28 protein-coding genes are annotated in these 25,518 nt (G+C 46.0%); 22 read left to right on the top strand and 6 right to left on the bottom strand.

Annotated features, from left to right (window positions below; all coding sequences use genetic code 11):
* The first annotated feature begins 42 nt into the window (after positions 1–42).
* Genes LSG34_RS03860 through murA form a run of 7 tightly spaced genes read left to right on the top strand, consistent with a single transcriptional unit; the run spans position 43 to position 4,593 of the window.
* Entirely contained in the window at positions 43–858 is an 816-nt protein-coding gene (locus tag LSG34_RS03860) for an ATP-binding cassette domain-containing protein (protein ID WP_233007503.1), read from the top strand.
* A complete protein-coding gene (gene mlaE / locus LSG34_RS03865; protein WP_264345287.1) occupies positions 855–1,637 on the top strand; it encodes a lipid asymmetry maintenance ABC transporter permease subunit MlaE in 783 nt (260 codons plus the stop codon). The genes LSG34_RS03860 and mlaE overlap by 4 nt, the downstream gene beginning before the upstream one ends.
* A gap of 3 nt (positions 1,638–1,640) precedes the next feature.
* Complete coding sequence (mlaD, locus tag LSG34_RS03870; RefSeq protein ID WP_233007504.1) at positions 1,641–2,108, top strand: outer membrane lipid asymmetry maintenance protein MlaD; 468 nt, start codon at positions 1,641–1,643, stop codon at positions 2,106–2,108.
* A 2-nt stretch (positions 2,109–2,110) separates the two neighbouring features.
* Positions 2,111–2,776 carry an MlaC/ttg2D family ABC transporter substrate-binding protein gene (locus tag LSG34_RS03875; RefSeq protein WP_233007505.1) on the top strand — a complete coding sequence of 222 codons (666 nt, stop codon included), beginning with the start codon at positions 2,111–2,113 and terminating at the stop codon, positions 2,774–2,776.
* A complete protein-coding gene (locus LSG34_RS03880; RefSeq protein ID WP_233007506.1) occupies positions 2,763–3,074 on the top strand; it encodes an STAS domain-containing protein in 312 nt (103 codons plus the stop codon). Before LSG34_RS03875 ends, LSG34_RS03880 begins: the two co-directional genes overlap by 14 nt.
* Positions 3,064–3,321: a BolA family protein gene (locus LSG34_RS03885; protein WP_233007507.1), complete on the top strand. Its 258-nt coding sequence runs from the start codon at positions 3,064–3,066 to the stop codon at positions 3,319–3,321. Before LSG34_RS03880 ends, LSG34_RS03885 begins: the two co-directional genes overlap by 11 nt.
* 9 nt (positions 3,322–3,330) lie before the next feature.
* A complete protein-coding gene (murA, locus tag LSG34_RS03890; protein WP_233007508.1) occupies positions 3,331–4,593 on the top strand; it encodes a UDP-N-acetylglucosamine 1-carboxyvinyltransferase in 1,263 nt (420 codons plus the stop codon).
* Positions 4,594–4,655: 62 nt separating this feature from the next.
* Here the strand turns inward: murA and LSG34_RS03895 are convergent, their stop codons facing one another.
* The 3 genes from LSG34_RS03895 to LSG34_RS03905 form a co-directional block, all read right to left on the bottom strand.
* The gene (locus LSG34_RS03895; protein WP_233007509.1) at positions 4,656–5,678 is read right to left on the bottom strand and encodes a trypsin-like peptidase domain-containing protein; all 1,023 of its coding nucleotides are present in this window, start codon (positions 5,676–5,678) and stop codon (positions 4,656–4,658) included.
* Positions 5,679–5,825: 147 nt separating this feature from the next.
* Entirely contained in the window at positions 5,826–7,187 is a 1,362-nt protein-coding gene (locus tag LSG34_RS03900; protein ID WP_233007510.1) for a DegQ family serine endoprotease, read from the bottom strand.
* 79 nt (positions 7,188–7,266) lie between these two features.
* The gene (locus LSG34_RS03905) at positions 7,267–7,719 is read right to left on the bottom strand and encodes a YhcB family protein (RefSeq protein WP_046519665.1); all 453 of its coding nucleotides are present in this window, start codon (positions 7,717–7,719) and stop codon (positions 7,267–7,269) included.
* A 124-nt stretch (positions 7,720–7,843) separates the two neighbouring features.
* Here LSG34_RS03905 and zapE point away from each other — a divergent pair, with 124 nt between their 5' ends.
* From zapE to LSG34_RS03945, 8 genes are all read left to right on the top strand, one after another.
* The gene (zapE, locus tag LSG34_RS03910; RefSeq protein WP_233007511.1) at positions 7,844–8,938 is read left to right on the top strand and encodes a cell division protein ZapE; all 1,095 of its coding nucleotides are present in this window, start codon (positions 7,844–7,846) and stop codon (positions 8,936–8,938) included.
* Positions 8,939–9,114: 176 nt separating this feature from the next.
* On the top strand, positions 9,115–9,543 hold the full coding sequence (gene rplM, locus LSG34_RS03915) for a 50S ribosomal protein L13 (protein WP_008899944.1): 429 nt from the start codon (positions 9,115–9,117) through the stop codon (positions 9,541–9,543).
* Between the two features lie 12 nt (positions 9,544–9,555).
* On the top strand, positions 9,556–9,948 hold the full coding sequence (rpsI, locus tag LSG34_RS03920; protein WP_008899943.1) for a 30S ribosomal protein S9: 393 nt from the start codon (positions 9,556–9,558) through the stop codon (positions 9,946–9,948).
* A 424-nt stretch (positions 9,949–10,372) separates the two neighbouring features.
* Complete coding sequence (gene petA, locus LSG34_RS03925) at positions 10,373–10,963, top strand: ubiquinol-cytochrome c reductase iron-sulfur subunit (protein WP_233007512.1); 591 nt, start codon at positions 10,373–10,375, stop codon at positions 10,961–10,963.
* Entirely contained in the window at positions 10,963–12,237 is a 1,275-nt protein-coding gene (locus LSG34_RS03930) for a cytochrome b (protein WP_233007513.1), read from the top strand. The genes petA and LSG34_RS03930 overlap by 1 nt, the downstream gene beginning before the upstream one ends.
* Positions 12,237–12,977, top strand: coding sequence for a cytochrome c1 (locus LSG34_RS03935; RefSeq protein WP_233007514.1), 741 nt, complete (start codon positions 12,237–12,239; stop codon positions 12,975–12,977). The genes LSG34_RS03930 and LSG34_RS03935 overlap by 1 nt, the downstream gene beginning before the upstream one ends.
* Before the next feature lie 70 nt (positions 12,978–13,047).
* Positions 13,048–13,686, top strand: coding sequence for a stringent starvation protein SspA (sspA, locus tag LSG34_RS03940; protein ID WP_233007515.1), 639 nt, complete (start codon positions 13,048–13,050; stop codon positions 13,684–13,686).
* Between the two features lie 5 nt (positions 13,687–13,691).
* Positions 13,692–14,138 (top strand): ClpXP protease specificity-enhancing factor, encoded by a 447-nt coding sequence (locus LSG34_RS03945; RefSeq protein WP_233007516.1) that lies wholly within the window; start codon positions 13,692–13,694, stop codon positions 14,136–14,138.
* A 34-nt stretch (positions 14,139–14,172) separates the two neighbouring features.
* Here LSG34_RS03945 and ilvY read toward each other — a convergent pair whose 3' ends face one another.
* Positions 14,173–15,057 carry an HTH-type transcriptional activator IlvY gene (gene ilvY / locus LSG34_RS03950; RefSeq protein WP_233007517.1) on the bottom strand — a complete coding sequence of 295 codons (885 nt, stop codon included), beginning with the start codon at positions 15,055–15,057 and terminating at the stop codon, positions 14,173–14,175.
* Positions 15,058–15,237: 180 nt separating this feature from the next.
* Between ilvY and ilvC the strand changes: the two genes are divergently transcribed.
* The 4 genes from ilvC (at position 15,238) to LSG34_RS03970 (ending at position 19,661) form a co-directional block, all read left to right on the top strand.
* Positions 15,238–16,713 (top strand): ketol-acid reductoisomerase, encoded by a 1,476-nt coding sequence (gene ilvC, locus LSG34_RS03955; protein ID WP_233007518.1) that lies wholly within the window; start codon positions 15,238–15,240, stop codon positions 16,711–16,713.
* Positions 16,714–17,048: 335 nt separating this feature from the next.
* On the top strand, positions 17,049–17,474 hold the full coding sequence (locus LSG34_RS03960; protein WP_233007519.1) for a methylglyoxal synthase: 426 nt from the start codon (positions 17,049–17,051) through the stop codon (positions 17,472–17,474).
* 91 nt (positions 17,475–17,565) lie between these two features.
* Entirely contained in the window at positions 17,566–18,630 is a 1,065-nt protein-coding gene (locus LSG34_RS03965; RefSeq protein WP_233007520.1) for a YjgN family protein, read from the top strand.
* Positions 18,630–19,661, top strand: a complete 1,032-nt coding sequence (locus LSG34_RS03970) for a M48 family metallopeptidase (RefSeq protein WP_233007521.1) — start codon at positions 18,630–18,632, stop codon at positions 19,659–19,661. The genes LSG34_RS03965 and LSG34_RS03970 overlap by 1 nt, the downstream gene beginning before the upstream one ends.
* Before the next feature lie 30 nt (positions 19,662–19,691).
* Here LSG34_RS03970 and LSG34_RS03975 read toward each other — a convergent pair whose 3' ends face one another.
* Positions 19,692–20,699 carry a zinc-binding alcohol dehydrogenase family protein gene (locus LSG34_RS03975; protein WP_233007522.1) on the bottom strand — a complete coding sequence of 336 codons (1,008 nt, stop codon included), beginning with the start codon at positions 20,697–20,699 and terminating at the stop codon, positions 19,692–19,694.
* Between the two features lie 96 nt (positions 20,700–20,795).
* Here LSG34_RS03975 and LSG34_RS03980 point away from each other — a divergent pair, with 96 nt between their 5' ends.
* A complete protein-coding gene (locus LSG34_RS03980; protein ID WP_233007523.1) occupies positions 20,796–21,701 on the top strand; it encodes a LysR family transcriptional regulator in 906 nt (301 codons plus the stop codon).
* Between the two features lie 67 nt (positions 21,702–21,768).
* The gene (locus LSG34_RS03985) at positions 21,769–22,356 is read left to right on the top strand and encodes a GNAT family N-acetyltransferase (protein ID WP_233007524.1); all 588 of its coding nucleotides are present in this window, start codon (positions 21,769–21,771) and stop codon (positions 22,354–22,356) included.
* A gap of 56 nt (positions 22,357–22,412) precedes the next feature.
* Here LSG34_RS03985 and LSG34_RS03990 read toward each other — a convergent pair whose 3' ends face one another.
* Positions 22,413–23,153 carry a DedA family protein gene (locus tag LSG34_RS03990; protein ID WP_233007525.1) on the bottom strand — a complete coding sequence of 247 codons (741 nt, stop codon included), beginning with the start codon at positions 23,151–23,153 and terminating at the stop codon, positions 22,413–22,415.
* A gap of 199 nt (positions 23,154–23,352) precedes the next feature.
* Between LSG34_RS03990 and LSG34_RS03995 the strand changes: the two genes are divergently transcribed.
* The gene (locus tag LSG34_RS03995; protein ID WP_233007526.1) at positions 23,353–25,452 is read left to right on the top strand and encodes a TonB-dependent siderophore receptor; all 2,100 of its coding nucleotides are present in this window, start codon (positions 23,353–23,355) and stop codon (positions 25,450–25,452) included.
* Positions 25,453–25,518 lie beyond the last annotated feature (66 nt).

The raw sequence follows: 25,518 nt of genomic DNA on the forward strand, positions 1-25,518 counted from the left end.
TTGCGCGCCTTTAATTTTAGCCATGTGCGCTACTCTCTTTAAATGAGGATCAACGTGTCAGATATTCTGGTAGACATTCAGCACCTGACGTTCAAACGTGGTGACCGTGTGATCTATGATGACATGAGCATGCAGTTTCAGCGTGGCAAAGTGACCGCCATTATGGGGCCCAGCGGTATTGGTAAAACCACATTGCTGCGTCTGATCGGCGGTCAGTTGAAACCTGAACAAGGTAAAATTTTGATCAATGGTCAGGATATACCTCAGCTCAGTCGTAAAGATTTGTACAAAGCACGACAAAAAATGAGCATGCTGTTCCAAAGTGGCGCCATGTTTAGTGATATGTCGGTCTATGACAACGTGGCATTCCCTATCCGCGAGCATACCCGTCTGCCAGAAGATATTATCCGCCTGATGGTGTTGATGAAACTGGAAGCTGTGGGTTTACGTGGTGCACGGGATTTAATGCCGGCCGAATTATCTGGTGGTATGGCTCGTCGTGCTGCTTTGGCCCGCGCCATTGCACTTGACCCGCAATTGATTATGTACGATGAACCTTTTGCTGGTCAGGATCCTATTTCGATGGGCGTGATAGTCCGTCTGATCCGCTCATTGAATAACGCTTTAGGTTTAACTTCTGTTGTGGTGTCGCACGACGTTAATGAAGTGATGAGTATTGCTGACTACGTCTATGTGGTGGCGGAACAAAAAGTAATAGGGCAGGGGACACCGGATGAACTTCGGGCTCATCCATCCGCCTTAGTACAACAATTTTTACAGGGGCAGTCTGATGGTCCTGTGCCTTTCCACTTTAAAGCAGCAAGTTACAGTGCTGAATTAATGGAGTTAGCGAAGTGATAGTGGATAAGTTACAGCAACTTGGACAACACAGTATTGCTAAAATCCAGGGCATGGGCCGTGCAACTCTGATGTTGTTTGGTGCTTTAGTCGCCTGGCCAACACCCCGCAAGAGCTTCCCTTTATTGATGAAGCAGTTGTATGTCGTAGGTGTATTGTCTTTACTTATTATTCTGGTCTCAGGTTTGTTTATCGGCATGGTGCTGGCGTTGCAAGGCTACACAGTGCTGTCAAAATTTGGTGCAGAACAAATGTTAGGCCCACTAGTCGCCTTGAGTTTGTTGCGTGAGCTTGGTCCTGTAGTGACCGCCTTGTTGTTTGCCGGTCGGGCTGGTAGCGCCTTAACCGCAGAAATAGGTCTGATGAAAGCGACAGAGCAGCTGTCCGGTATGGAAATGATGGCTGTTGACCCGCTGCGTCGTATTATCGCACCCCGCTTTTGGGCTGGTGTCATTAGTATGCCGCTGCTGGCGATGATTTTTACCGCTGTAGGTATTTTAGGCGGTCATTTGGTGGGTGTGGATTGGTTAGGTGTAGATGGTGGTGGTTACTGGTCTGCCATGCAAGCTAACGTCGATTTCCAGCAGGATATTCTGAACGGCGTGATTAAAAGTGCTGTGTTTGCCTTGATTGTGACCTGGATAGCCTTACATAAAGGCTTTGATGCGGTGCCAACCTCTGAAGGTATCAGCCAGGCCACCACACAAACTGTGGTGACATCTTCTTTAGCGGTCTTAGGTTTTGACTTTATATTAACTGCAGTAATGTTTGGTGGATAAAAAATGACATCTCGCAAAATCGAAGTGTTGGTGGGTTTGTTTGTTGCTCTGGCTATAGCCGCTTTTTTATTGTTATCTCTGAAAGTGGCAAACAGCGGTATGACGGGCTCCGGCGAAACTTATATGTTGTATGCCAAGTTTGAGAATATTGGCGGTTTAAAAGTCCGCTCGCCGATCAAAGTAGGTGGTGTAGTAGTTGGTCGCGTGCGTTCGATTGAACTGAACACCGAAGAATATTCGCCTGTAGTGGCGATGGAAATTGATAGCCAATACAACAATTTCCCGGAAACCAGTTCAGTCGCTATTTTGACTTCTGGTTTGCTGGGTGAACAGTACCTTGGGCTACAGCCTGGTTTTGTTGATGAAACCGTCTCTATTCTCAAGAGTGGCGATTATGTTGAAGACACCAAGTCTGCCATAGTACTGGAAGAGTTAATTGGTCAGTTCTTATTTAACAGAGGAAGTAACTAAGCATGAAAAACTTGCTGGTAAAAATTGGAGCTGCAGCGCTGATCTCTTTGAGCTTAGCCGCTCAGGTATGCGCCGTTGAAGTAAAAACCTACGAAGACCCGTACAAAATGATCGAAGCTGTGGCGGATCAAACCTTTCGCCGTATCTCTAACGATCAACCTGTGATCCAAAAAGATATTGAGCATCTACGTGTCATCGTCAACGAAGAGTTAGTGCCTTACATCGACAGCCGTTATGCGGCTTTCCGTGTGATAGGCAACTACATTAAACAAACCAAACCAGAAGAGCGTGATGCTTTTGTTGTCGCCTTTAAAGACTATATGGTTGCAACTTATGCTGGTGCTTTGACTCAGTATAAAAATCAAAAAGTAATTTTTGAACCAGCCAAAGCTGTAGGCAATCAGAACATTGTGACCATCAAAACCCGCGTAATTGACCCTGGTAAGCCAGATATCAATATCGAGTTTAAACTGCGCCGTGCTAAAGATTCTCAGAACTGGCAGGTGTTTGATATGGTTGCTGAAGGTATTTCTCTGCTGGACAGTAAAAGAGCTGAGCTGGGTAACCTGATCCGTCAACAAGGTTTAGCCAGTGTAACAGCTCTGTTAGTGGAAAAATCAAAAGCTCCTATCACAGCTCCTTTGCAGGGTAACAATGCTAAAAATTAGTCAGCAAGAACAAACACTGTTTTTTGCCGGCGCTTTGGATCGGGAAACAGTGCCAACCCAATGGCCATTTAAGTTGTTGAAAAAATTAAATGGCACAGTGGTGTTTGATTTCAGTGAACTGGCGTTAGTGGATACTGCGGGCCTTGCCTGGTTACTACATCAGGTAGCGCAGGCGGCTAAGCTTGGATTACAGATCCAAATGCGCCACGTGCCAGAGCAGTTGATCTCTCTGGCGCAGTTGTCAGATGTATTGGCTTTGTTGCCATTGGTAAAAGAGGATAAAGGCAATGCAGTGTAATGACATTGAGCAACTGTTAACTGAAGAGCTGAAACTGGCTGAAGTGCATGTCAAGGCTGAAGGCAATCATTATGCGGTGACTGCAATAGGTGACTGTTTTGATGGTATCAGCCGGGTGAAGCAGCAACAAATGATCTATGCCCCTTTGATGGCAGCTATTGCTGATGGTAGTATTCACGCCGTTTCAATAAAAACCTTCACGCCGACTCAATGGCGCCGTGAAAAATTACTTAACCCACCTGTATAGTAGTTAAAGATGCAACAATTTCTGGTTTCAGGCGGCGCCACCTTAAAAGGTGACGTTGTTATTTCCGGCGCTAAAAACGCCGCACTTCCTATTTTATTTGCCACTATTCTGGCAGAGCAGCCGTCGGTGCTAAGCAATGTTCCTGTGTTAAAAGACATTGATACCACCTTCAAATTGTTGCGTATTTTTGGTGCTGAAGTCAGCCGTGACGACCATCAGGTGACAGTGGATGCGACTGCTATCCACAGTCAGATGGCTCCGTACGAGCTGGTGAAAACCATGCGTGCTTCTATTCTGGCGTTAGGGCCTTTATTAGCGCGTTTTGGCCATGCCGAAGTGTCATTACCAGGTGGCTGCGCTATTGGAGCCCGTCCGGTTAATTTGCATATCGATGGTTTGCGTAAAATGGGTGCAGAAATCAGTGTTGAAGCTGGTTATATCAAAGCCAAAGCGACACGTTTGCATGGTGCTCATATTTTTATGGATATGGTTAGTGTTACAGGCACTGAAAACCTGATGATGGCCGCTGTGCTGGCCGATGGTTTAACCATTATTGAAAACGCTGCACGTGAGCCAGAAGTGGTTGATTTAGCAAAGTATCTGATTGCTATGGGTGCTGATATTCAGGGCGCAGGCACTGACACCATCCGTATTACAGGCAAAGAAAAGCTGCACGGCGCAAATCACACTGTATTACCTGATCGTATTGAAACAGGCACTTTCCTGGTTGCAGCTGCTGTGACTGGTGGTGATGTGACTTGCTTAAACGCATCGCCAGCTGAGCTTGAAGTTGTGCTGGAAAAACTGCGGGAAGCGGGCGCTGAAGTCAGTTCCGGACCAGACTGGATCCGTTTGAATATGACAGGCCGTACTTTAAAATCAGTGAATGTAAAAACTGTGCCTCACCCTGGTTTTCCTACCGATATGCAAGCACAGTTTACTGTGTTGAATGTGGTGGCTGAAGGCGTGGGTATGGTCACTGAAACCATTTTCGAAAACCGCTTTATGCATGTGCCTGAGTTGCAACGTATGGGTGCTGATATTCAGCTGGAAGGCAATACAGCCTTGATTAAGCATACCGACAAGCTGATGGGGGCTCAGGTCATGGCAACCGATTTAAGAGCTTCAGCCAGCTTAGTAATTGCAGGTTTGGTCGCAGAAGGTGAAACAGTGGTCGATCGTATTTACCACATCGACCGTGGCTACGAGCAAATTGAACATAAGCTCAAGGGCTTAGGCGCTAATATCCAGCGCATCAATACTTCCGCCTGATCTGTCGCTTTAAACAAAAAAGCCAGTGCTCGTCACTGGCTTTTTTATGTCTGCTTGGAAGCTTAGTTCAGTTCTCTGATCACTACAGGCACGGTTAAAGCTTTACCACCACGTTCAATCGACATTTGTAAGGTGGTATCAGGCGCTGTCTCTGCAATCAAATCCAAGGCGTGATGCACGCTGGTCAGGGTCTCGCCGTTGATTTTCTGCAATACATCGCCGACCTGTAAACCTGCAATAGCGGCAGGGCTTAAAGGCTCTATAGCACTGATTTTGACACCAAACAAAGTTTGAGCCGTGGATATCATCAGATCACCAGCAGGGTTAACCACAGGGTCACCACTGACGCCTAAATAACCCCGGATCACACGACCATGTTTGATCAGCTTCTGAAGTACGTTGCTGGCTAAGCGGTAAGGTACCGCAAAAAATATACCCTGAATATCCTGATTGCGCTGACGTTGAAAAGCAGCGGTGTTAATGCCCACCAATACACCATTGCTGTTAATCAAAGCACCACCAGAGTTACCTGCGTTAATGGCCGCATCCATTTGCATAAAGTCAGCATAACCGTTGGCAGGGCTTAAACCGGCACGGCCTGTTGCGCTGATCACGCCTTGGGTAATAGCCTGACCGAGATTAAAGGGGTTACCAATAGCTAATACTACATCGCCAACCTGAGGTTCTAAGCTGGCGTCCTGTGGGATCACAGGTAGATTATCTGCTTCAACATACAATACTGCTAAGTCAGTCAATTGGTCCTGACCAATCAGTACGGCATCAAATACCCGGCCATCCTGCAATGCCACAGAGATCTGATCGGCACCGTACACCACATGATAGTTCGTTAATACATAACCCTGCGCATTCATAATGACGCCTGAACCTAGTTCCTGACGTTCGATAGTTCTGCTTTGATATGAGCGAGGGTCTTGAGTCGTGCTTTTGGTATAGACATTGACCACAGCAGGTGCTGCTGCACGTACCGCCTTAGAATAAGAAACAGGAGCGGGCAATTGCTCTTTCTGCTGCCAAAAGTTCAGGCTTAGCCCTTGGTTCTGGTTAAAAAAAACCAGCCACAACATGGCAAGTGCGAGGCCATAAGCAACACTTTTTAACAGACTTATCAGAAGTTTGGGCACAGGAAGACGTTATGCAACTAAAAGATTTTGCAAGCATAACACTAAAAGAGAAGTTGCAGTAGCAAGCCACAGGCTTGCTACTGCAAAAAGTTAACGTATTAATACATAAAGGATACGATCGCCACGCTGCACCTGCAGCGCTATCACACCAGAGCTTTTCGTCAGAATATCACGCAGCTCTTTAGTGGTTGTCACACGACTGCGGCTGACGCCAACAATCACGTCACCTTTTTCCAGCCCTAAAGCTGCGGCTGGTGAACGTTCAGCGACTGCATTAATGACTATACCGTTCTCGCCATTCGGTGTTTTACCGTCAGCTAAGCTTGCACCATCGAGCATAGGATGCAGCACTTTGGCTTCTGCGGTACTGACGTCTTTGGCTTCCAGTTTTGCGGTTAAGGTCAGTTCTTTATCTTCCCGCAGTATACCCAGCTTAATTTCTTTACCCACACCTAAAGTGCCTACTTTGGCTTGTAATTCAGTAAAGGACTCAATACGTTTGCCATTCAGGTGGGTAATAATATCGCCACTTTTCAGACCTGCTTTGTCCGCTGCTGAGCCTGGCACTACTTCACCAACCCAACCCCCTTTGCTGGTTTTTGCTTTCATGGCTTTAGCAATTTCTGCGGTTAAATCGCGTCCGCTGACTCCTAAAGCACCGCGACGCACTTCACCGTATTCAATAAACTGAGCCACCAGGTTTTTCATCATATTGGCCGGAATGGCAAAACCTATACCTATATTGCCACCATTAGGTCCAAGGATGGCTGTATTGATACCTATCAACTGGCCTTTCAGGTTCACTAAAGCGCCGCCAGAGTTACCGCTGTTGATTGCGGCATCGGTCTGAATAAAATCTTCATAACCTTCAATACCTAAGCCACCGCGGCCCAAAGCACTAACAATACCTGACGTAACGGTTTGGCCTAAACCAAAAGGATTACCTATAGCGACGGTGAAATCGCCCACTCGTAACGCGTCTGAATCCGCTAACTCAAGCTGTGTAAGGTCGTCCGCTTCGATTTGCAGCAGGGCGATATCACTTTCCGGGTCTTCGCCAATTTTTTTTGCTTTAAAGCTGCGACCATCTTTTAAGGTGACCTGAATGTCTGAGGCTTCGTTGATCACATGATGGTTGGTGACCACATAGCCCTTTTTGGCGTCAATGATGACACCTGAGCCTAAGCCACGGAAAGGTTGTTCCTGACGTAGCTCACCACCACGACCCAAAAATTGTTCAAGTGCGCCAGGCAAGCGCTGTCGTACTTCGCGGCTACCTGCTACAGAGATATTTACTACGGCCGGAGTTACATTCTCCAACATAGGAGCCAGACTAGGCATTTCCTGATCGCCAGCGCCAAAAAATGGCAACTTAGCTTGAGCTGGCGCAGGTTGCGCCAGCAGTAAGGCGGCTAAAATACTGATAGAAACTAAAGATAACTGCGACTTCATAGAGGTAATGCTCCTTCGTACAAGTGACTTCACTAAGGTACAGATGACGCCACTAAGAATGCTTTACCAGTCGAAAAGTTCAGTTGTCAGATGAGTTTTGCTCAGTTTTATTTTTCATTAAACCACTGGCGGTATTGGAATAATCCAGTGGCTGATAGGATGGTTCATCCTTCACCTTGCGACGCTCATCCAGTTTATGGATCGACTGGCGTATTTGTGCCGTAGTGTCTGCTGAGAAATAATTCAGCTCGCTACGGTTATCAAAAGTTGGTCTTTCGATCAACTGCATCTTGGTCTGAGCCATATGGCGGGCAATTTTTTCGTAGTTTTCATGAAGCTGGCTCATCAGTTGATGAGTCGTTTCCACGTGTTCAGTGACATCGCTACGATATTGCTGCAGCTGTTGTTTGGTTTCGTTTAGCTCCACCTGCAGTTTGCTTTGATTAAATTGACGCAAACAATACAAGCGGGTTGCCACTATGCCAACCACTAAGCCAGCTACTAACCAGGCCAAGGCAAAAGTAACAGTCATAACAACTCCTGAAAAATTAGTTAGTTCAACAATAGTTTAACCTATCTTCTTATCCAGAGTGGTAAGGCATGTTACTATTACGACCATTATTTAGGGTTAATTGGCTTATTTTTCAATATCCGGCATGACTACACCACTGCAAAAATATCAACAAGACCTCCAACGCGATGATTTTCTGTTTGATGCCGCCCAGCAAAACGCTGTGCAGCAGCTGGAACGTCTGTATCAGCAATTTGTCCAGGATAAACCGGTAAAACAAGGTTTCTTCGATAAATGGCTAGGCAAAAAGCCTGAAGTAACGCCATTGAAGGGGTTGTATTTCTGGGGCGGTGTAGGCCGTGGTAAAACCTATCTGGTGGATACTTTTTATGAATGCCTGCCAGGTACACGTAAGCTGCGCATTCACTTTCACCGCTTTATGCATAAAGTACATCAGGAATTAAAATCACTGCCCGGCGTGTCTGACCCGTTAAAGGTAGTGGCTGATCGTTTTAAAGCTGAAACTGATATTTTGTGTTTTGACGAGTTTTTTGTCTCAGACATCACAGATGCGATGATTTTAGGCACTTTGATGCAGGAGCTGTTTGCCCGCGGTATTACGCTGGTAGCGACGTCCAATATCGAACCTGATGGCTTGTATCGCAATGGCTTGCAGCGTGCACGTTTTCTGCCTGCTATAGAGTTAATTAAACAGCATACGGACATAGTCAATGTGGATAGTGGCGTCGACTACCGGCTCCGTACTTTAACTCAGGCTGAAATTTATCATTCGCCGCTGGATGAAAAAGCCGACTGCAATCTGGCTGAATATTTTCTGGCGTTATCGGTTGAACCCCGCACAGATGAAGCAAAGATTGAAATTGCCGGCCGCACTTTAACCAGCCGTAAAGAAGCCGATGGCATTATCTGGTTTGATTTTCCTGAACTCTGTGAGACGGCCCGTAGTCAGTATGACTATATGGAGCTGAGTAAGTGTTATCACACTGTCTTACTGTCGAATGTCACTCAGATGGGGCAGACCCGCGATGATGTCGCCAGACGTTTTATTGCGTTAGTAGACGAGTTTTATGAGCGTCACGTCAAACTGATTATTTCAGCCTCAGTGCCGATGGAACAGCTCTATACAGAGGGCATTTTATCCTTTGAATTTAAGCGCTGTTTAAGTCGTTTACAGGAAATGCAGTCAGAGGATTACCTGGCTCGAGAACATTTACCGTAATTTTTTCTGTAAATGGCTGTTTTTTATCATTGGTTACTATATAATCCGCGCCCGGCCCACGTTACAGCCTGAAATTGCCGTAGCCTGGCAGTTTATGTACTCGAAGGGGTGCGATAAGCGACACAATGAAGATTGTGTTAGGTGTAACAGTGTTATTTTTTTTGGGTAGTTTTTAGATGAAAACTTTTACTGCTAAGCCAGAAAGCGTTCAACGTGACTGGTTCGTTGTTGATGCAACAGGTAAGACACTTGGTCGTATCGCAACTGAGATCGCTCTTCGTTTACGCGGAAAGCACAAGCCAGAGTTCACTCCACACGTTGATACCGGTGATTACATCATCGTTGTAAATGCTGATAAAGTGACTGTCACTGGTAACAAAGCAAAAAACAAAATGTACTACTCTCACAGTGGTTTCCCAGGTGGTATCAAAGAAATTAACTTTGAAAAACTGCTTGTGAAGAAGCCGGAGATGGTATTGGAAGCAGCCGTAAAAGGTATGTTGCCTAAAGGTCCTCTGGGCCGCGCTATGTTCCGTAAGTTAAAAGTATATGCAGGCGCCGAGCATCAACATGCTGCTCAGCAACCGCAAGTTTTAGATATCTAATCGGAGCAGAACATGGCAACTAATCAATATTACGGTACTGGTCGTCGTAAGACCTCTACAGCTCGTGTATTCATCAAAGCAGGTTCAGGTAACATCGTTATCAACCAACGCTCTATCACTGAATACTTCGGTCGTGAAACTGCTCGTATGGTTGTTATGCAACCATTAGAGTTAGTGGAAATGGTAGGCAAGTTTGACTTATACGTCACTGTTAAAGGTGGCGGTATTTCTGGTCAGGCTGGCGCAATCCGCCACGGTATCACCCGCGCTCTGATGGAGTTCGACGAGTCTCTGCGCCCTGCATTACGTAAAGCTGGTTTCGTCACACGTGACGCCCGTAAAGTTGAACGTAAGAAAGTGGGTCTGCATAAAGCTCGTAAGCGTCCACAGTACTCAAAACGTTAATTCGTTTTTTGTTGCAAAGAACCCGGTCTTGTACCGGGTTTTTTATTCCCAAATTTTAAATATCGGGCTCAGACAGAACTTCAGCTGTCTTTCTGCGTATACACTCATGGCGTCAGATGACAGCCTGACTGGATTTTTTTTCTTCACGATCAGTATTTTCTTTCAATTAAAGCGCTCTGGGTTGTGCCTGATCATGACAGAAATGTCTTTTTCAGGTTAAAACATGGTGATGCAAAGTTTTACTGACTATTCTGGTTTCGTATTTCGTCGAAAAACTGGTGTCAGAACAAAGAGAATTCGGCTAAATCCTTGTGTAAAGCAGGGCTTTTCATTATGATCCGCCGTATTTTTCAACTTATAATAATCGCTGTAATTCAGCCGCTTAAAATATCAACATTTAAGCGTTTAACGTGGAGATGAGTGGATGAGCAATGCGCCTGTAGATCATGGTCGCCGTCGCTTTCTGACCATAGCAACTTCTGTAGTTGGTGGGGTTGGTGCGATTGGAGCTGCTGTTCCCTTTATTGCTTCCTGGAATCCGAGTGAAAAAGCTAAACAGGCTGGTGCGCCAGTTACTGCAGACATTAGCAAACTCGAAGACGGGCAGTTAATAAGGGTTGAGTGGCGTGGCAAACCTGTGTGGATCGTGAAGCGGACGCCAGCCATGCTGGAAAGTCTGACTAAAGCAGTAGATAAACTTCGTGACCCCGCCTCAGAAGAACCGCAACAACCTGATTACGCTAAAAACGATCACCGTTCTAAAAAGCCTGAGATTTTTGTCGCTGTAGGTATCTGTACTCACCTGGGTTGTTCTCCAACCTATATCATGAATGATTTTGAAGCTCAGGTTGAAGGTATTCCTTCTGGTTTCTTCTGTCCATGTCACGGTTCTACTTATGATATGGCTGGTCGTGTGTTCTCTGGTGTTCCGGCACCTAAAAACCTGATGATCCCACCTTATATGTTTGTCGATGACACCACCATTACTATTGGTGCAGATGAGGGGACAGCTTAATGTTTAAAAACTTTATGAGCTGGATTGAGTACCGCATGCCATTTATGGAGAAAATGAATCTCCATGTGATGCAGTACCCGGCGCCAAAAAACTTTAACTTCTGGTACTTCTTCGGCTCTTTAGCCATGTTAGTACTGGTGAACCAAATCCTGACCGGTATTTGGCTGACCATGAACTTCGTTCCTACTTCTGAAGGTGCTTTTGCTTCTGTTGAATACATCATGCGTGATGTCGACTACGGCTGGTTGCTGCGTTATATGCACTCCACCGGTGCTTCTGCCTTCTTCGTTGTTGTTTACCTGCATATGCTGCGTGGCATGATGTATGGTTCTTACCAGAAACCACGGGAATTACTGTGGATCTTCGGTATGCTGATTTTCTTAGTTTTAATGGCTGAAGCTTTCATGGGTTACTTATTACCATGGGGTCAGATGTCGTTCTGGGGGGCTCAGGTTATTATCTCTATCTTCGGTGTTATTCCGGTGATTGGTGATGATTTAACCTTGTGGATCCGTGGTGACTATGTTATTTCAGGTGCAACCTTAAACCGTTTCTTTGCATTACACGTGATTGCTTTACCATTGGTGTTAGTGGTTCTGGTGTTCCTGCACATCATTGCTCTGCATGAAGTAGGTTCAAACAACCCTGATGGTATTGATGTAAAACGTCCAAATGATGGTCAGAAGATTGAAGATAACGTCTCTGATAAATTTACTTTCCATGAATACTTCACCAAAGGCGGTAAAAAAATTATCGTTGATGCTATTCCTTTCCACCCGTACTACACGGTGAAAGACATAGTAGGTGTGGTTGGTTTCCTGTTTATTTTCTGCTGGGTTATTTTCTTTGTCCCTGAAGGTGGTGGTTTCTTCCTTGAGCCGCCAAACTTTGAACCGGCAAACCCGATGAAAACTCCTGAGCATATAGCGCCGGTTTGGTATTTCACGCCTTTCTACGCCATTTTACGTGCTGTGCCTGACCAGTTGTTTGGTGCGATTTTTATGTTCCTGGCTATTATCTTCCTGGCTTTATTGCCATGGTTAGACCGTTGCCCTGTACGTTCAATCCGTTACCGTAGCAATTTGCACAAAGCCAACTTAATCATGTTCTGTATCAGCTTTGTGGTGTTAGGTGTGTTAGGTGTATTACCTGCGACCCCAACTTATACCTTGTTAGCGCAGATTTTCTCTTTCACTTATTTTGCTTACTTTGGCCTGTTATGGTTCTACAGCAAAAATGAGAAAACCAAGCCGTTGCCAGTGAGGTTATCCTGATGATTAAAAAGTTATTCACTGTACTGGCGCTGGTAGCATCCAGCGCTGCTATGGCAGCTGGTGGTCATGCTGTGCATTTAGATAAAGCACCTATTGACCTGACGGATAAAGAGTCACTGCAACGTGGTGCCCGTATGTTCCAGAACTACTGCCTTGGTTGTCACCAGATGCAGTACCAGCGTTATTCCCGTACTTTCCGTGATTTAGGTATTCCTGATGATGTGGGTATGGAAACTTTAGGTTTTACTGCGAATAAAGTGGGGGACCACATTAAAAACGCAGCACCTAAAGCTGACCTGGCAAACTGGTTTGGTGCAGCGCCACCGGATTTAAGCAACGTGGCCCGTGTTCGTGGTCCGGACTGGATTTACACTTATCTGCGTACATTCTATGTGGACCCAACGCGTCCGTTTGGTGTGAACAATGAAGTGTTTCCTCTGGTAGGTATGCCACACGTGTTACAGGAGCTGCAGGGTATTCCTTATAAAGCGACTGAAACTCGTCTGGTAGACGGCGTACCAACAGAAGTGGACGTAGGTATTAAAACCGATGGTTCAGGTGAGCTGAGTACGGAAGAATACGACCGTGCTGTAGCTGACTTGGTGAACTATCTGGAATACGTAGGTGAGCCTTCCAAACTGGAATCGCGCAGCTTAGGTATCAAGGTTCTGATCTTCTTAGGTATATTCTTTATCTTCGCTTTCCTGCTGAAGAAAGAGTACTGGAGAGATGTCCACTAAGGACACAAGTGTTAGCCTTTGAAGGGGCCGCGAGGCCCCTTTGTATTTATGCTTATAACCGGAGGATCCTATGGCGATTTCTGCCAACAGACGAGCTGTGATGACCTTGTTTTCAACAGCCAATGACATGTACTGTCATCAGGTCAGAATGGTACTGGCGGAGAAAGGCGTCACGGTAGACATTATTCAGGTCAGCACAGATAGCTTGCCGGAAGATGTTTATGAGGTTAATCCTTATGGTTCTTTGCCCACTTTGATGGACAGAGATTTAGCTTTATTTAAAGCCGATATTATTAACGAATATCTGGACGAGCGTTTTCCGCATCCTCCTTTAATGCCGGTATACCCGGTAGCCCGTGCTAATGCCCGTTTAATGATGCATCGCATCGAAAAAGACTGGTATGGTTTAGCCGAAAAGATTCTGCAGGATGGTCCTGATGCCGCTATAGCCCGCCGCGATTTACGTGAAGGTTTATTGGCTATGGCTCCTTTGTTTCAGGAACATCCGTATTTTATGAGCGAAGAATATAGCCTGATCGATTGTTATCTGGCGGCTTTGCTTTGGCGTTTACCTCTATTTGGTATTGAGCTGACAGGCACAGGCAGCAAGTTACTGCAAACTTATATGACCCGTATTTTTGAACGGGACGGTTTTCAGCAGTCTTTAACTGAAGCTGAGCGCGAAATTCGCCGGGGGCGTGGTTACTGATGGATATGACGTCGAACAAGCCTTATTTAATCCGGGCTTTTTATGAATGGATAGTGGATAACAACTTAACGCCTTATCTGGTGGTGAATGCCAGTGTGCAGGGTTGTAAAGTACCGACCCAGCATATTCAGAATGGGCAGATAGTGCTGAATATTCTGCCTTCAGCTGTAGGTAATATGCTGATGGGTAATGAGGTGATTACCTTTAACGCCCGTTTTGGTGGTAAACCTTTTGCACTGACAGTGCCTATCAAAGCCGTATTGGCTATTTATGCCCGCGAAAATGGCGCTGGCACTATGTTTGATGCAGAAGAAGACACAGATGATGATATTCATCATTTGGAAGCTGTGTCTGACGAAGACATGAATAACGACGACGATACTCCGCCTGATGACGAGCCTACCGATCCAAATAAAGGCAAAAAAGTCTCTCACCTGCGCGTAGTGAAATAACTACAAATAGGCTTGTAGATATAAAGCATCTGAGCTAAATCAGCTCAGATGCAACCTGCCAGAATGCTCTTAGTAGTGGTTCATGCAGCCGTTTTGATAAAGTGCACAAACCTAAATCAAAAGGCGCAAACTCATCACCTTGCGTTAAATACCTTACTCTATCCCGTGCCGGGCTTTGCTGTGCCACTATAGCGGGCACCAACGCCACTCCGGTGCCTAAAGCCACCATACTGACCATAGCTTCATGGCCTTCCACTTTAGCGACCACTTTAGGCTCTGCAATACGAGGTTTACGCCATAACTCAAAGCGACTGCGTACCGGACCATGCTCGGGCAAAATAAAAGGCACTTGCTCCCAGGGAATAGGGCTTTGGTTTAATAAATCATTGGTCTTGCATGGGATCACAGGCGCTATCAATTGCAGCGGCACTTTGGCAATACTGCGAAAGGCCATATTCAGTGGGAAATGTTCAGGGTACACAGCTAGTGCTATATCAGCCTCATCCTGTTTTACTTTTTCCAAAGCTGCCGATGCGTCCCCTGTAATCAGCTTAATCTCAGCCAAAGGGCAGACTAAACGGAATTTATCCAGGATTGCGGGCAGGTGACTGAAACTGGCCGTCACAGTGCAAAACAGGCGGATCTCACCACTTAAGGATGCACTGGTTTCGCTCAGAGCAATTTGCAGTTGATGCCATTGTTCTAAGTAGCTTTTGACAAAAGTCTGCACTTTTTGGCCCGCCAGCGTCAGTCGTACAGAACGGTTATCGCGTTGAAATAACTCAACGTTCAGCTCTTCTTCCATTCGTTGAATCACCCGGCTTAACGTAGAGGGGCTGACATACATTTGTTCACTGGTGCGGGCAAAGTTCAGGCTGCTGGCCAGATGTAAAAAAAGCTGAGCGTTGCGAATATCCATAGGTGTCTCTGCGATGAAGGTCTGCATTGCATAAAGTGAAATACTGTATTGTGAATATATCACTTCACGCAATCATTGCACTGTTTTATTCTCGAAGGCATCAAAACAGTGCATGACTTCTCTGCCCTGTTACGCTGAGCCCAACAGTTAGCCAGCTAAAAGAATTCGTCGGGATTTGTTATGAGTAACTACTTCAATACATTGAATTTGCGTCAGCAGTTAAAACAGTTAGGTAAATGCCGTTTTATGGCCAAAGCAGAGTTTGCGAAAGGCTCTGACTTATTAAAAGGCTGGAAAGTGGTGATTGTAGGTTGTGGTGCTCAGGGCTTAAACCAAGGCCTGAATATGCGCGACTCAGGCATCGATATTTCTTATGCTTTGCGTGCTGAAGCTATTGCCGCCAAACGTAAGTCGTTCCAGAACGCTTCTGACAATGGTTTTAAAGTAGGTACGTACGAAGAGTTAATCCCAACCGCAGATTTAGTATTAAATCTGACGCCGGACAAACAGCATACCAGCGTCGTTAAAGCTGTTATGCCGCTGATGAAACAAGGTGCAACTTTAGCTTATTCGCACGGTTTCAACATTGTTGAAGAAGGTACACAAATTCGTAAAGACATCACTGTGGTGATGGTGGCGCCTAAGTGCCCAGGTACTGAAGTACGTGAAGAATACAAACGTGGTTTTGGTGTGCCAACGCTGATTGCAGTGCACCCTGAAAACGACCCTAAAGGCTTAGGTTTAGAGATTGCCAAGGCTTACGCTTCTGCAACTGGTGGTGATCGTGCCGGTGTACTGGAATCGTCTTTTGTTGCCGAAGTGAAATCAGACTTAATGGGCGAACAGACCATTTTATGTGGCATGTTGCAAACCGGCTCTATTCTGGCGTACGACAAGTTAGTGGCTGAAGGTGTAGAACCTGGTTATGCCGCCAAGTTAATCCAGTTTGGCTGGGAAACTGTGACTGAAGCTTTAAAACACGGTGGCATCACTCATATGATGGACCGTTTGTCGAACCCAGCCAAAATCAAAGCTTATGATTTAGCTGAAGAATTAAAAGTAACTTTACGTCCACTGTTTGAAAAACATATGGACGATATCATCAGCGGCGAGTTCTCCCGCACCATGATGGCAGACTGGGCAAATGATGATAAGCAGCTGTTTGGCTGGCGCGAAGAAACCCGTCAATCTGGTTTTGAAAATGCACCGGTTTCCAGCGAGCAAATTCCAGAGCAGGATTATTTCGACCGCGGCATTTTGTTTGTCGCTATGGTGAAAGCTGGTGTAGAGCTGGCATTTGAAACCATGGTCGCTGCAGGTATTGTTGAAGAATCAGCGTACTACGAGTCATTGCATGAAACACCGTTAATCGCCAATACCATAGCGCGTAAACGTTTGTACGAAATGAACGTGGTTATTTCAGACACTGCTGAATACGGTAACTACCTGTTCAGTAACGCTGCAGTGCCACTGTTACGTGATTTCGTTAACAAGCTGAGTACTGAGTATGTGGGCAAGGGCTTAAGCTCTGCTGCCAATGGTGTTGACAATATTCGCCTGATTGCTGTGAACGAAGCAATCCGCCAGCATCCTGTAGAGCTGGTAGGCAAAAAGTTAAGGGGCTATATGACCGCGATGAAAAAAATCGTCGGTTGATAGATTAATCCCAAGTACAGAGTTTTTACGTGGACCTTGGTTGTTTGCCCGGCTTTTTGCCGGGCTTTTTTTTGCCTTCCTACTTGCAGCCGCAGCGTTGTTGACTGCGCACACGAGCCCAAGTCACATAGTGGACTATGCTCCTTGGGACTCGATTGCTTGTCGCCTAGCTGCAACAGCAATTACTTTGGCAAAATGGACTTTCGTACTTGCAGCTTATGCTCTTGGGACTCGATTGCTTGCCGCCTGGCTGCAACAGCAATTACTTTGGCAAAGTATGCTGAACTCTATGAAAAACTCAGTGTATGCTTGCAGCAATCTTAAGGAGTAGAACAATGAAAACTATAGCTTTAGTAGCGCATGATGGAAAAAAGGCTGAATTGCTGGCTTGGGTAAAACAACATGCTGATTTTTTTCAGGATAAACAACTGGTAGCAACGGGTACCACGGGGCGTTTGCTGAACGAGGCTTTAAACAAAGAAGTATTGTGCCTGGCCAGTGGTCCTTTGGGCGGCGACCAGCAGATTGGTGCTTTAATAGCTGAGCAGAAAATCGACTGGCTGGTATTTTTCTGGGATCCGTTGTCGTCTCAGCCTCATGATCCTGATGTTAAAGCGCTGATCCGTTTAGCTGTGGTTTGGAATATCCCAGTGGCCTGTAATAAAGCTACAGCAGATTTTATTGTGACCTCAACCTTAGTAGGACAGGATTATCAGCGCACTGTGCCGGACTTTTCTAGTCACAACAACAGGTTGGCCTAGTTAGAGCTAGTCTTTTCTGGTTACAGAATGTTGACAATAATTCCTGTTTTGGTTTAACTAACCGGGATTATTTTTTAAAGGACAATTTGATATGGATATTCATAGTTCAGCTACTTCACCTGAAGTGGCTTCTGCTCGTCGTTCAACAGTGCAATTTTCTGGTCGTGGTGCTGAATTTTTTGGCATCTGGATAGTTAATGTGCTGCTGACTATAGTCACGCTGGGTATCTACAGCGCATGGGCTAAGGTTCGCACTACTCAGTATTTTTATGGCCATACCAAAGTGGATGGTCATAGTTTTCGATACTTAGCCACGCCGATCCAAATTTTGAAAGGCCGCATTATTGCTGTCATTATTTTTGCTCTGATTTCTGTATTAAGTGCGTTCAGCCCTTTGTTTGGTCTGATGGCTGCATTGGTGTTCTTGTTTGCATTGCCCTGGTTACTGGTGCAAGGCTTGAAGTTTAACCTTCGTATGACCAGCTACCGCAATGTACGTTTTGGCTTCCATGGCACTTACGGTTCGGCTTTTATCTATTACTTACTGTTGCCATTTTTGTGTATTTTTACTTTGTATCTGGCAATGCCATGGGCACTGAAAAAGCTGGATCATTTTGTGTTCAGCAATATCAGCTTCGGTGGTAAAAAATTTGAGGTGAATACCAAAACCTCTAACTACTTCAAAGCCTTTTTTATTGCTGTAAGTGTGGCTATTGGCTTAGGTATTGTCTGTGGTGTAACAGCAGTGGTCGCTGGTTTCTCTATGCCTGCACCTGAAGCTGGATTCAGTCTGGCACTAGTGCTGTTGTATGTCGGCTATTTTGCTATTTTTATGCTGGTTGGTGCTGTGTACCACGCCATGATCCGCAACCATCTGTTTAATTCAACCCTGTTACCAGAAACAGCTGAACTACATTCCAACCTGGAAACTGTAGATTTAGTCTGGGTAACCGTCACTAATATGCTGTTAGTGCTCTGTACCTTAGGTTTGGCTTATGCCTGGACCAAAGTTAGAATGGCCGCTTTATTGGCAGCTGCCACAGAAGTGACAGTCTACCCGGCAGCTGATCGCTTGACGGATCCGTTACAGCAGAATTCATCTGCATTTGCTGAACAAGCAGCCGATCTGTTTGACGTTGATTTATCCCTGACCTGATGCAGACCATCAAAGGACAATTTCAGCATGCCGCCAGCACAGAATACTGTGCGGCAGTGCTGCATTTAACCGAACAGGGGCAGGTGCTGTTGTATGCTGAGCATGATAATGCGCTGCTACTGGAAGCTACACAGGATCGTTATAAAGTGGCTGAGGTGTTGCCTGGCTTACCAGCTGAATTGTTGTTTGAGACCGGCGCTGTATTTTCGCCAGCGGATCACAAATGGCGCTGGCCTAAAAGTGGACGCCAGAATTTGACACTGAAACTGGAAACCAACAAATCTCTGATTGTGCTGTCTGTTATTGCGGTGCCCATATTGATCTGGTGGCTCACCGCTGTAGGTTTGCCAAAAGCAGCGACTGCTTTAGTACCCTGGATCCCGGTATCTGTTGAGGAAAGTATTGGTCAACAAAGTATGCAGGTGTTTGACCGTACTTTGTTGTCCGATTCAGAACTGAGTCCTGAGTTACAACAGTCGATTCGCAGCCAATGGCAAACTGCCGTTGATCAGTTGCAGTTAAACAGTGGTTATCAGTACCAATTGCATTTTCGTGCCAGTAAAAGACTGGGTGCCAATGCTTTTGCTTTACCCGGTGGTTATCTGACTATTACGGATGAGTTGGTCAAGCGATTAGAGCAACAACCCGATGCTATTCTGGCCGTGTTACTGCACGAAGTAGGGCATGTTGAACACAGACACGGTATGAAGCTGGCGGCACAAGCAACGGCCAGTACCATAGTGATGTCGGTATTGTTCAGTGATCTGGAAGGCATTACTGAAGCTGTATTGGGTACGGGTACCTCACTGGTTCAATCTGCGTTTTCCAGGGATATGGAGCGTCAGGCTGATTACTTCTCGACTCAATCATTGTTAAAGCTGAACAAGTCTCCACAGGCTTTTGCCGAAGCCATGCAGGCTTTGACCAAAGGTCAGCCAAAAGAAGAGATGTTGCCGTGGCTGGAGTATTTAAACTCACATCCGAATACCAAAGAGCGGATAGAAAAGGCTACGCAACAAGCGCAGCCTTAAGGTTATTAGCTCAACTCTAACTAAAGCGATTTAAAAACCACTTAATACCAGTTTGCCGATCGCTTGTTGGCTTTCAATCAACTGATGGGCCTTACGCAGGTTTTCGGCGTTAATTGTGCCGAAGTCTGAGTTCAGAGTGGTTTTTAACTGGCCAGCGTCGACCATATCCGCAACCTGTTGTAATAACTGCTGTTGAACAATCATATCTTCGGTTTGATACAAAGAACGGGTAAACATCAGCTCCCAGTGCAACGACAAACTTTTGCGTTTCATCGGGCGTATATCAATAAGCTCTGGATCGTCTATCAGCGCCAGTTTGCCCTGAGGTTTAATCAGCTCCAGTATGTCGTTAAAGTGGTGGTCGGTATGAGTCAGACTGATCACATAATCCACTTCAGGCAAACCCAGTGTTTTCAGTTGTGCTGCCATAGGTTTTTTATGATCCAATACCAAATCCGCACCTAAGGTTTTTACCCATTCACTAGTCTCTGGTCTTGATGCTGTACCAATCACCTTTAACTGAGTTTTTTGCCGTGCCAGTTGCAATAACACTGAGCCTACGCCACCAGCAGCGCCAATCACCAGCAGAGATTTACCTTTGCTGTTGTGTTCATTCAGCTCAAACCGGTCAAATAACAGCTCCCATGCAGTGATTGCGGTTAAAGGTAAAGCTGCGGCTTCGGTAAAACTTAAGCTTTTTGGCTTAAAGCTGGCAATACGCTGATCCACCAGTTGAAACTCGCTGTTTGAGCCAGGTTTATCTATAGCTCCGGCATACCAGACTTCATCGCCTGCTTTAAAACCAGTGACTGCGCTGCCCACTGCTACGACAACACCAGCAGCGTCCCAGCCTAATACTCTTTGCTGGCCCTGAGTGTCGGCATTACGGCGGATTTTGGTATCGACTGGATTGACGGACACCGCTTTAACAGCAACCAGCAGATCGTTTTCGCCTGGCGTTGGAGTCGGCAACTCTGTGTCGTACAAAGACTGTAAATCTGTGGCTGGTAAATTCTGGCTATAAACTATGGCTTTCATCTGGATGCTCCATTGGGTTGATGTTGTTAGTTTAAGGGGGCTGACTATTTAGAAAAATATGCTAGATTTGGATTCAGTTTCAAAAATTATTTGATAATGATGCTTAGAACCGACGATTTACAACTTTTTGTATTAACAGCTGATTTAGGTTCTATTTCTGCAGCTGCGCGTGAGCTGGATCTATCACCTGCGCTGGCCAGTGTGGCGTTAAAACGACTGGAACAGCAGCTGAATACTCAACTGATTTTGCGTTCTACCCGCAGTTTAAGGCTAACCACAGTAGGTATGGCCTATCTGGATTATGCCCGCCAGGCGATCCAGCTGTTAGGGCAAGGCCAGCAGTTATTGCAGCTAGGCAAAGAGCAGTTATCCGGCGAACTGACCTTATCTATGCCGTCAGATTTTGGTCGTAATAGCATGGCCGTATGGCTGGCGGAGTTTCAACAGCACCACCCTAAATTGCAGCTGAAGATCCGGGTTAGTGACAGGCTGGCAGATTTAGGTCGTCAGCCTGTGGATTTGGCTCTGCGTTATGGCGAACCTAAAGACTCGCAGCTGATTGCTATGCCTTTGGTACCGGATAATCATCGTGTACTGTGCGCTTCCCCTGATTATATTCGCCGTTGTGGCGCACCAGAGCGACCACAAGACATCAGCTCGCATCAGGTATTACAGCTGGTGTTGGGTGAGGCCGTCCACAGCAAATGGCAGTTCTGGCTGGATGGGCAATTACAACAGGTGCAGGTGCGTGGTGCTTTAGTGGCAGACGACGGTGATGTGGTGCGGCGCTGGGCTGTGGCAGGTTTAGGTATTGCCTATAAGTCACGTTTGGATATTCTGTCTGACTTACGCTCTGGCGCTTTGCTGAAGTTATTACCCGACTATAAAACTGAGCAAGCACCTTTGTATTTGCTGGCTGTGCAAAGGTTGTCTTCCTCTCCTGTGCTTAAAGCTTTATCAGAGTTTTTGCTGCAAAAGTTGCGGCTCCATTGGCATGGGTAGAAAGTGGCAAGGTTAAAAGGCGCAAGGTTAAAAACTGGCAAGCTTCAAAAATAAAGGATGAGAACAGATGACATGGTTAAACAATGAGGTTTTAGAAGGCGAATTTGTCCGGCTGGAACCTATGGCGTTGTCGCATATAGCAGATTTGCAGCAAGCCGTTGCTGACGGCGAAAGCTGGAAACTTTGGTATGCCATGGTGCCTACAGTGGAAGAAATGCCAGCTTATGTGCAAGATGCTTTAGCAAGCAAGGCTCAAGGAGATTCACCTTATGTGGTGCGCTGTAAAACCACAGGCCAGATTGTTGGCACCAGTCGTTATTATATGGTCGATGCTGCGAGCAGAAGAGCTTTAATTGGTTACACCTGGTATGCCGAATCTGTGCGGCGCACTGCCATTAATACAGAAGCTAAATTTGTGTTATTAAGTAATTTATTTGAAAATCACCAAGCCATAGCGGCAGAGTTTCGCACCCACTTTTTTAACCACACCTCACGCAAAGCCATAGAACGTTTAGGCGCCAAAATGGACGGTATTTTGCGTCAGCATATGATTTTAAAAGACGGCTCAGTACGAGACACAGTGGTCTATTCCATCATAGCCTGCGAGTGGCCGACAGTAAGACGGCATTTATTGTCGAAATTAGGCCGGAACTAAGACGTCAAAAGTAGGATGCAATCGCCACGCAGTGGCATTGCATCATTAACATCAGGTCAGAACATTAGCCCTGATAACTCTTTTAAATACAACGGAGTAGCCGGATGTTGGCTTAATTCAAAAAACAAAAACGCCGTCAGGAAGATACTGACTAAAGAGCCCCAGAACCAATGGTGTTTAGGTTTGTCCTGTTCTTTGTGCTGCAAGTACTTTTTCAGCAAGTAGCTGCTAAGCACAGCCAATAGCACTGAGCCGGCCAGCAAGCTGTAAAACAAAGTCAGGTTGGTGCCTTTCAGCTGCCAGGCTACACCAGCCAGAATACCAGGCAGGAAATAAGCGATGGGCCAGAGCACACAAGCCAGAGTGGCTGCAGGGAAATAACGTGATGGCGGTAACTGCAACATACCAGCTAACAAAGGCAATAAAGGCCTGCTCGGACCAATAAAACGTCCTGCCACTATAGCCAGCCAAACATTGTTTTCTAAAGCACCGCTTATTTTATCCAGCTCTTTTTGCTGACGGGATAACCAGTTCCAACTTTCCAACTGAGGTCTGAATTTGCGTCCAGCCAGATAAGACAATGAATCGCCAACTAAACCTGCAGCTGTCGCCACCATGCAGGCTGTCCAAAAGCCCATTTGTTCAGCACCAATCAGCACACCAAAACTAAACATTAAGGCTGTACCTGGCACTAACAGGCCCAACACGGCGACGGACTCAGCAAAAGTGAGTAAAAATAAAATCAGCAGGGCATAAGCCTGATACTCAGTCAGCAACTGCTGTAACCATTGTTCCATCTATCACTCACATCGATTGAGAAAAGCCCTTATCAAGGCAGTATCGGGGCTGAGGCAGGCTTATTCAAGCTACTTTGCGGCCGGAACCACAAAGAGATCCGATAAATCTGTTGGTTTATGGAGATGTTATATTGTATCATTTTAATCCTGACTTTATCGATTCAGCCCAATCTTTTGTAGTGACCGGACTAAAAACATCATGCCAACCACAAATTTTAAACTCTCTTTTCTTATGCTCTCTTTAGGCTTTATTGCCTCTGTTCCTGTAGCTACAGCTGAATCGACCGAGGATATTGAGCGTATCGAAGTGCTGTACCGTCAAGCCTATCGAGGTGATATTCCAGCTCAGTCTTTACCTCAGTCCATTACCGTCATCGACAAAAGCTTATTGCAAGACAATGCTTTAACGCGTTTTCAGGATGCTCTGGATTTTTCAGCCAGTATTTCACGGCAGAATAACGGCGGTGGTTTGTGGGATAGCTTTTCGCTACGTGGCTTTCCGGGCAATGAAAATATGCCATCCGGTTATTTAATTAATGGCTTTAACGGCGGCCGTGGTTTTAGTGGTCACCGTGATTTATCTAATGTGGAGTATGTTGAGATTTTAAAAGGTCCAGGTTCAGCGCTTTATGGCCGTTCAGAGCCTGGTGGCACTATCAATGTAGTGACCCGTAAACCGCAAAAGGAGCAGGAAGGTTATCTGCAACTTTCTACTGGCCGTTTTGATCAGCACAGAGTAGAAGCAGATTACACCAATGGCGTCAGCGATAATGTTGCGGTGCGCATCAATGGTGCAGTGCAGGACTATGGCAGTTTCCGTGATTATGTCAGTAGCAAAAAACAGGTGTTTACGCCTTCAGTACGTATTGATCTGGATGATCAATCCGCCTTGTTATATGAGTTCGAATACCTGAAGCAAGAGCAATTATTTGACCGCGGTATAGTAGTGTTAAACGGCGATTCTCATACTGTGCCACGCTCACGTTATTTAGGTGAACCAGGTGATGGGCCTACCGAAATTGAAGCCACTGGCCATCAGTTATCTTATGAAACCAGCCTGACTGACGACTGGTCATTTTTAGCAGGGTTAGGTTATCGCGACTCGTCGTTAAACGGCTTTTCTTCGGATGCTGAGTTGGCAGCTGCCCGGCAGTCCTTATTTGATGATGGTAAAACCCTAACCCGCCAGCGCCGTTACCGTGATTATCAGGCTGAAGACACTTCTGTACGTTTTGAATTGAGTGGCCACCTGAATACTGCTGGTATTGTGCATCATCTGTTGATGGGTGCTGATGCCTACGATTATGATTTATATACTTTATTGTCACGTTTTCGTGGCCCAAAAGGCACTTACGCTTTAGATATCTTTAACCCTGTTTACGGTAGCACTGCGACAGCTCCTGCGCCTTTGTATGAAAATCTGGAGTCACAAAAAGCCTGGGGCATGTATCTGCAGGATCAAATGGATTTAACACAACACTGGAAGTTACTGCTTGGTCTGCGTTTTGACGATTATCAGCAGGATATTCAGGAGCTTTTAAAAGCCACCCGCTCGGACAAAAGCGGTACTCAAGTCAGCCCCCGTATTGGTTTGGTTTATGAAGTAAACCCGGAATTAAGCTTCTACAGCAGCTATTCTGAGGGATTCCTGCCACTAAGCGGCACCGACTATGCGGGCAATCCTTTTGAGCCAGAGTTAAGTGACTCCTATGAAATTGGTGCCAAATTTGTCGCTGCTGGTATCACCGGCACGCTAGCCTTATTTGATGCAAAAAAATCCAACATCCTGACCTCAGATCCGGTAAATGTCGGTTTCTCCGCCACTTTAGGTGAAGCCACCAGCCGTGGTATTGAGCTGGATTTACAAGGCCAGCTCACAGAAGACTTATCGGCTCAACTGTCTTATGCCTTTTTGGATACACAAACCGCCAACGACATGATTAATATCGACTGGGCTGTGAATGTGCCAGCCGGCAGTCGTTTGGTGAATATTCCTAAACATAATACCAGCCTGATGCTGACTCAGTTGTTACAACTGGGTTCTGTTGAAAGCCGCTTAGGGCTTAGGGTCAATCATGTAGCCAAACGTTTGGGGGATTCAGTCGACAGTAGTTATATGCTGCCGTCCCATACATTATTTGGCCTGTCATGGGCTGCTGATTTAGATCAGAACTGGAAAGCGCAGCTGAATATCGACAACCTGTTTGATAAGTTCTATATCCATAACTCGTATTCGGCGCTGTGGACAGTGCCGGGTGAGCCACGTAGCTACAAAGTGAGCCTGACCTATGCATTCTAACCCCGTCGTACTTGAGGCCGTAGCTTCGTTGACTGCGAGCTCTCGCCCCAGTCACATAGGACTTCT

Origin of the sequence: Rheinheimera faecalis, assembly GCF_021290965.1 — a bacterium.
In the GTDB taxonomy this organism is placed as follows: domain Bacteria; phylum Pseudomonadota; class Gammaproteobacteria; order Enterobacterales; family Alteromonadaceae; genus Pararheinheimera; species Pararheinheimera faecalis.

Excerpts from the sequence above, each read along its gene's own strand:
- LSG34_RS03860 (WP_233007503.1), top strand. The coding sequence starts at position 43 with ATGAGGATCAACGTGTCAGATATTCTGGTAGACATTCAGCACCTGACG.
- mlaD (WP_233007504.1), top strand. The coding sequence starts at position 1,641 with ATGACATCTCGCAAAATCGAAGTGTTGGTGGGTTTGTTTGTTGCTCTG.
- LSG34_RS03875 (WP_233007505.1), top strand. The coding sequence starts at position 2,111 with ATGAAAAACTTGCTGGTAAAAATTGGAGCTGCAGCGCTGATCTCTTTG.
- LSG34_RS03880 (WP_233007506.1), top strand. The coding sequence starts at position 2,763 with ATGCTAAAAATTAGTCAGCAAGAACAAACACTGTTTTTTGCCGGCGCT.
- LSG34_RS03885 (WP_233007507.1), top strand. The coding sequence starts at position 3,064 with ATGCAGTGTAATGACATTGAGCAACTGTTAACTGAAGAGCTGAAACTG.
- murA (WP_233007508.1), top strand. The coding sequence starts at position 3,331 with ATGCAACAATTTCTGGTTTCAGGCGGCGCCACCTTAAAAGGTGACGTT.
- LSG34_RS03895 (WP_233007509.1), bottom strand. The coding sequence starts at position 5,678 with ATGTTGTGGCTGGTTTTTTTTAACCAGAACCAAGGGCTAAGCCTGAAC.
- LSG34_RS03900 (WP_233007510.1), bottom strand. The coding sequence starts at position 7,187 with ATGAAGTCGCAGTTATCTTTAGTTTCTATCAGTATTTTAGCCGCCTTA.
- LSG34_RS03905 (WP_046519665.1), bottom strand. The coding sequence starts at position 7,719 with ATGACTGTTACTTTTGCCTTGGCCTGGTTAGTAGCTGGCTTAGTGGTT.
- zapE (WP_233007511.1), top strand. The coding sequence starts at position 7,844 with ATGACTACACCACTGCAAAAATATCAACAAGACCTCCAACGCGATGAT.
- rplM (WP_008899944.1), top strand. The coding sequence starts at position 9,115 with ATGAAAACTTTTACTGCTAAGCCAGAAAGCGTTCAACGTGACTGGTTC.
- rpsI (WP_008899943.1), top strand. The coding sequence starts at position 9,556 with ATGGCAACTAATCAATATTACGGTACTGGTCGTCGTAAGACCTCTACA.
- petA (WP_233007512.1), top strand. The coding sequence starts at position 10,373 with ATGAGCAATGCGCCTGTAGATCATGGTCGCCGTCGCTTTCTGACCATA.
- LSG34_RS03930 (WP_233007513.1), top strand. The coding sequence starts at position 10,963 with ATGTTTAAAAACTTTATGAGCTGGATTGAGTACCGCATGCCATTTATG.
- LSG34_RS03935 (WP_233007514.1), top strand. The coding sequence starts at position 12,237 with ATGATTAAAAAGTTATTCACTGTACTGGCGCTGGTAGCATCCAGCGCT.
- sspA (WP_233007515.1), top strand. The coding sequence starts at position 13,048 with ATGGCGATTTCTGCCAACAGACGAGCTGTGATGACCTTGTTTTCAACA.
- LSG34_RS03945 (WP_233007516.1), top strand. The coding sequence starts at position 13,692 with ATGACGTCGAACAAGCCTTATTTAATCCGGGCTTTTTATGAATGGATA.
- ilvY (WP_233007517.1), bottom strand. The coding sequence starts at position 15,057 with ATGGATATTCGCAACGCTCAGCTTTTTTTACATCTGGCCAGCAGCCTG.
- ilvC (WP_233007518.1), top strand. The coding sequence starts at position 15,238 with ATGAGTAACTACTTCAATACATTGAATTTGCGTCAGCAGTTAAAACAG.
- LSG34_RS03960 (WP_233007519.1), top strand. The coding sequence starts at position 17,049 with ATGAAAACTATAGCTTTAGTAGCGCATGATGGAAAAAAGGCTGAATTG.
- LSG34_RS03965 (WP_233007520.1), top strand. The coding sequence starts at position 17,566 with ATGGATATTCATAGTTCAGCTACTTCACCTGAAGTGGCTTCTGCTCGT.
- LSG34_RS03970 (WP_233007521.1), top strand. The coding sequence starts at position 18,630 with ATGCAGACCATCAAAGGACAATTTCAGCATGCCGCCAGCACAGAATAC.
- LSG34_RS03975 (WP_233007522.1), bottom strand. The coding sequence starts at position 20,699 with ATGAAAGCCATAGTTTATAGCCAGAATTTACCAGCCACAGATTTACAG.
- LSG34_RS03980 (WP_233007523.1), top strand. The coding sequence starts at position 20,796 with ATGATGCTTAGAACCGACGATTTACAACTTTTTGTATTAACAGCTGAT.
- LSG34_RS03985 (WP_233007524.1), top strand. The coding sequence starts at position 21,769 with ATGACATGGTTAAACAATGAGGTTTTAGAAGGCGAATTTGTCCGGCTG.
- LSG34_RS03990 (WP_233007525.1), bottom strand. The coding sequence starts at position 23,153 with ATGGAACAATGGTTACAGCAGTTGCTGACTGAGTATCAGGCTTATGCC.
- LSG34_RS03995 (WP_233007526.1), top strand. The coding sequence starts at position 23,353 with ATGCCAACCACAAATTTTAAACTCTCTTTTCTTATGCTCTCTTTAGGC.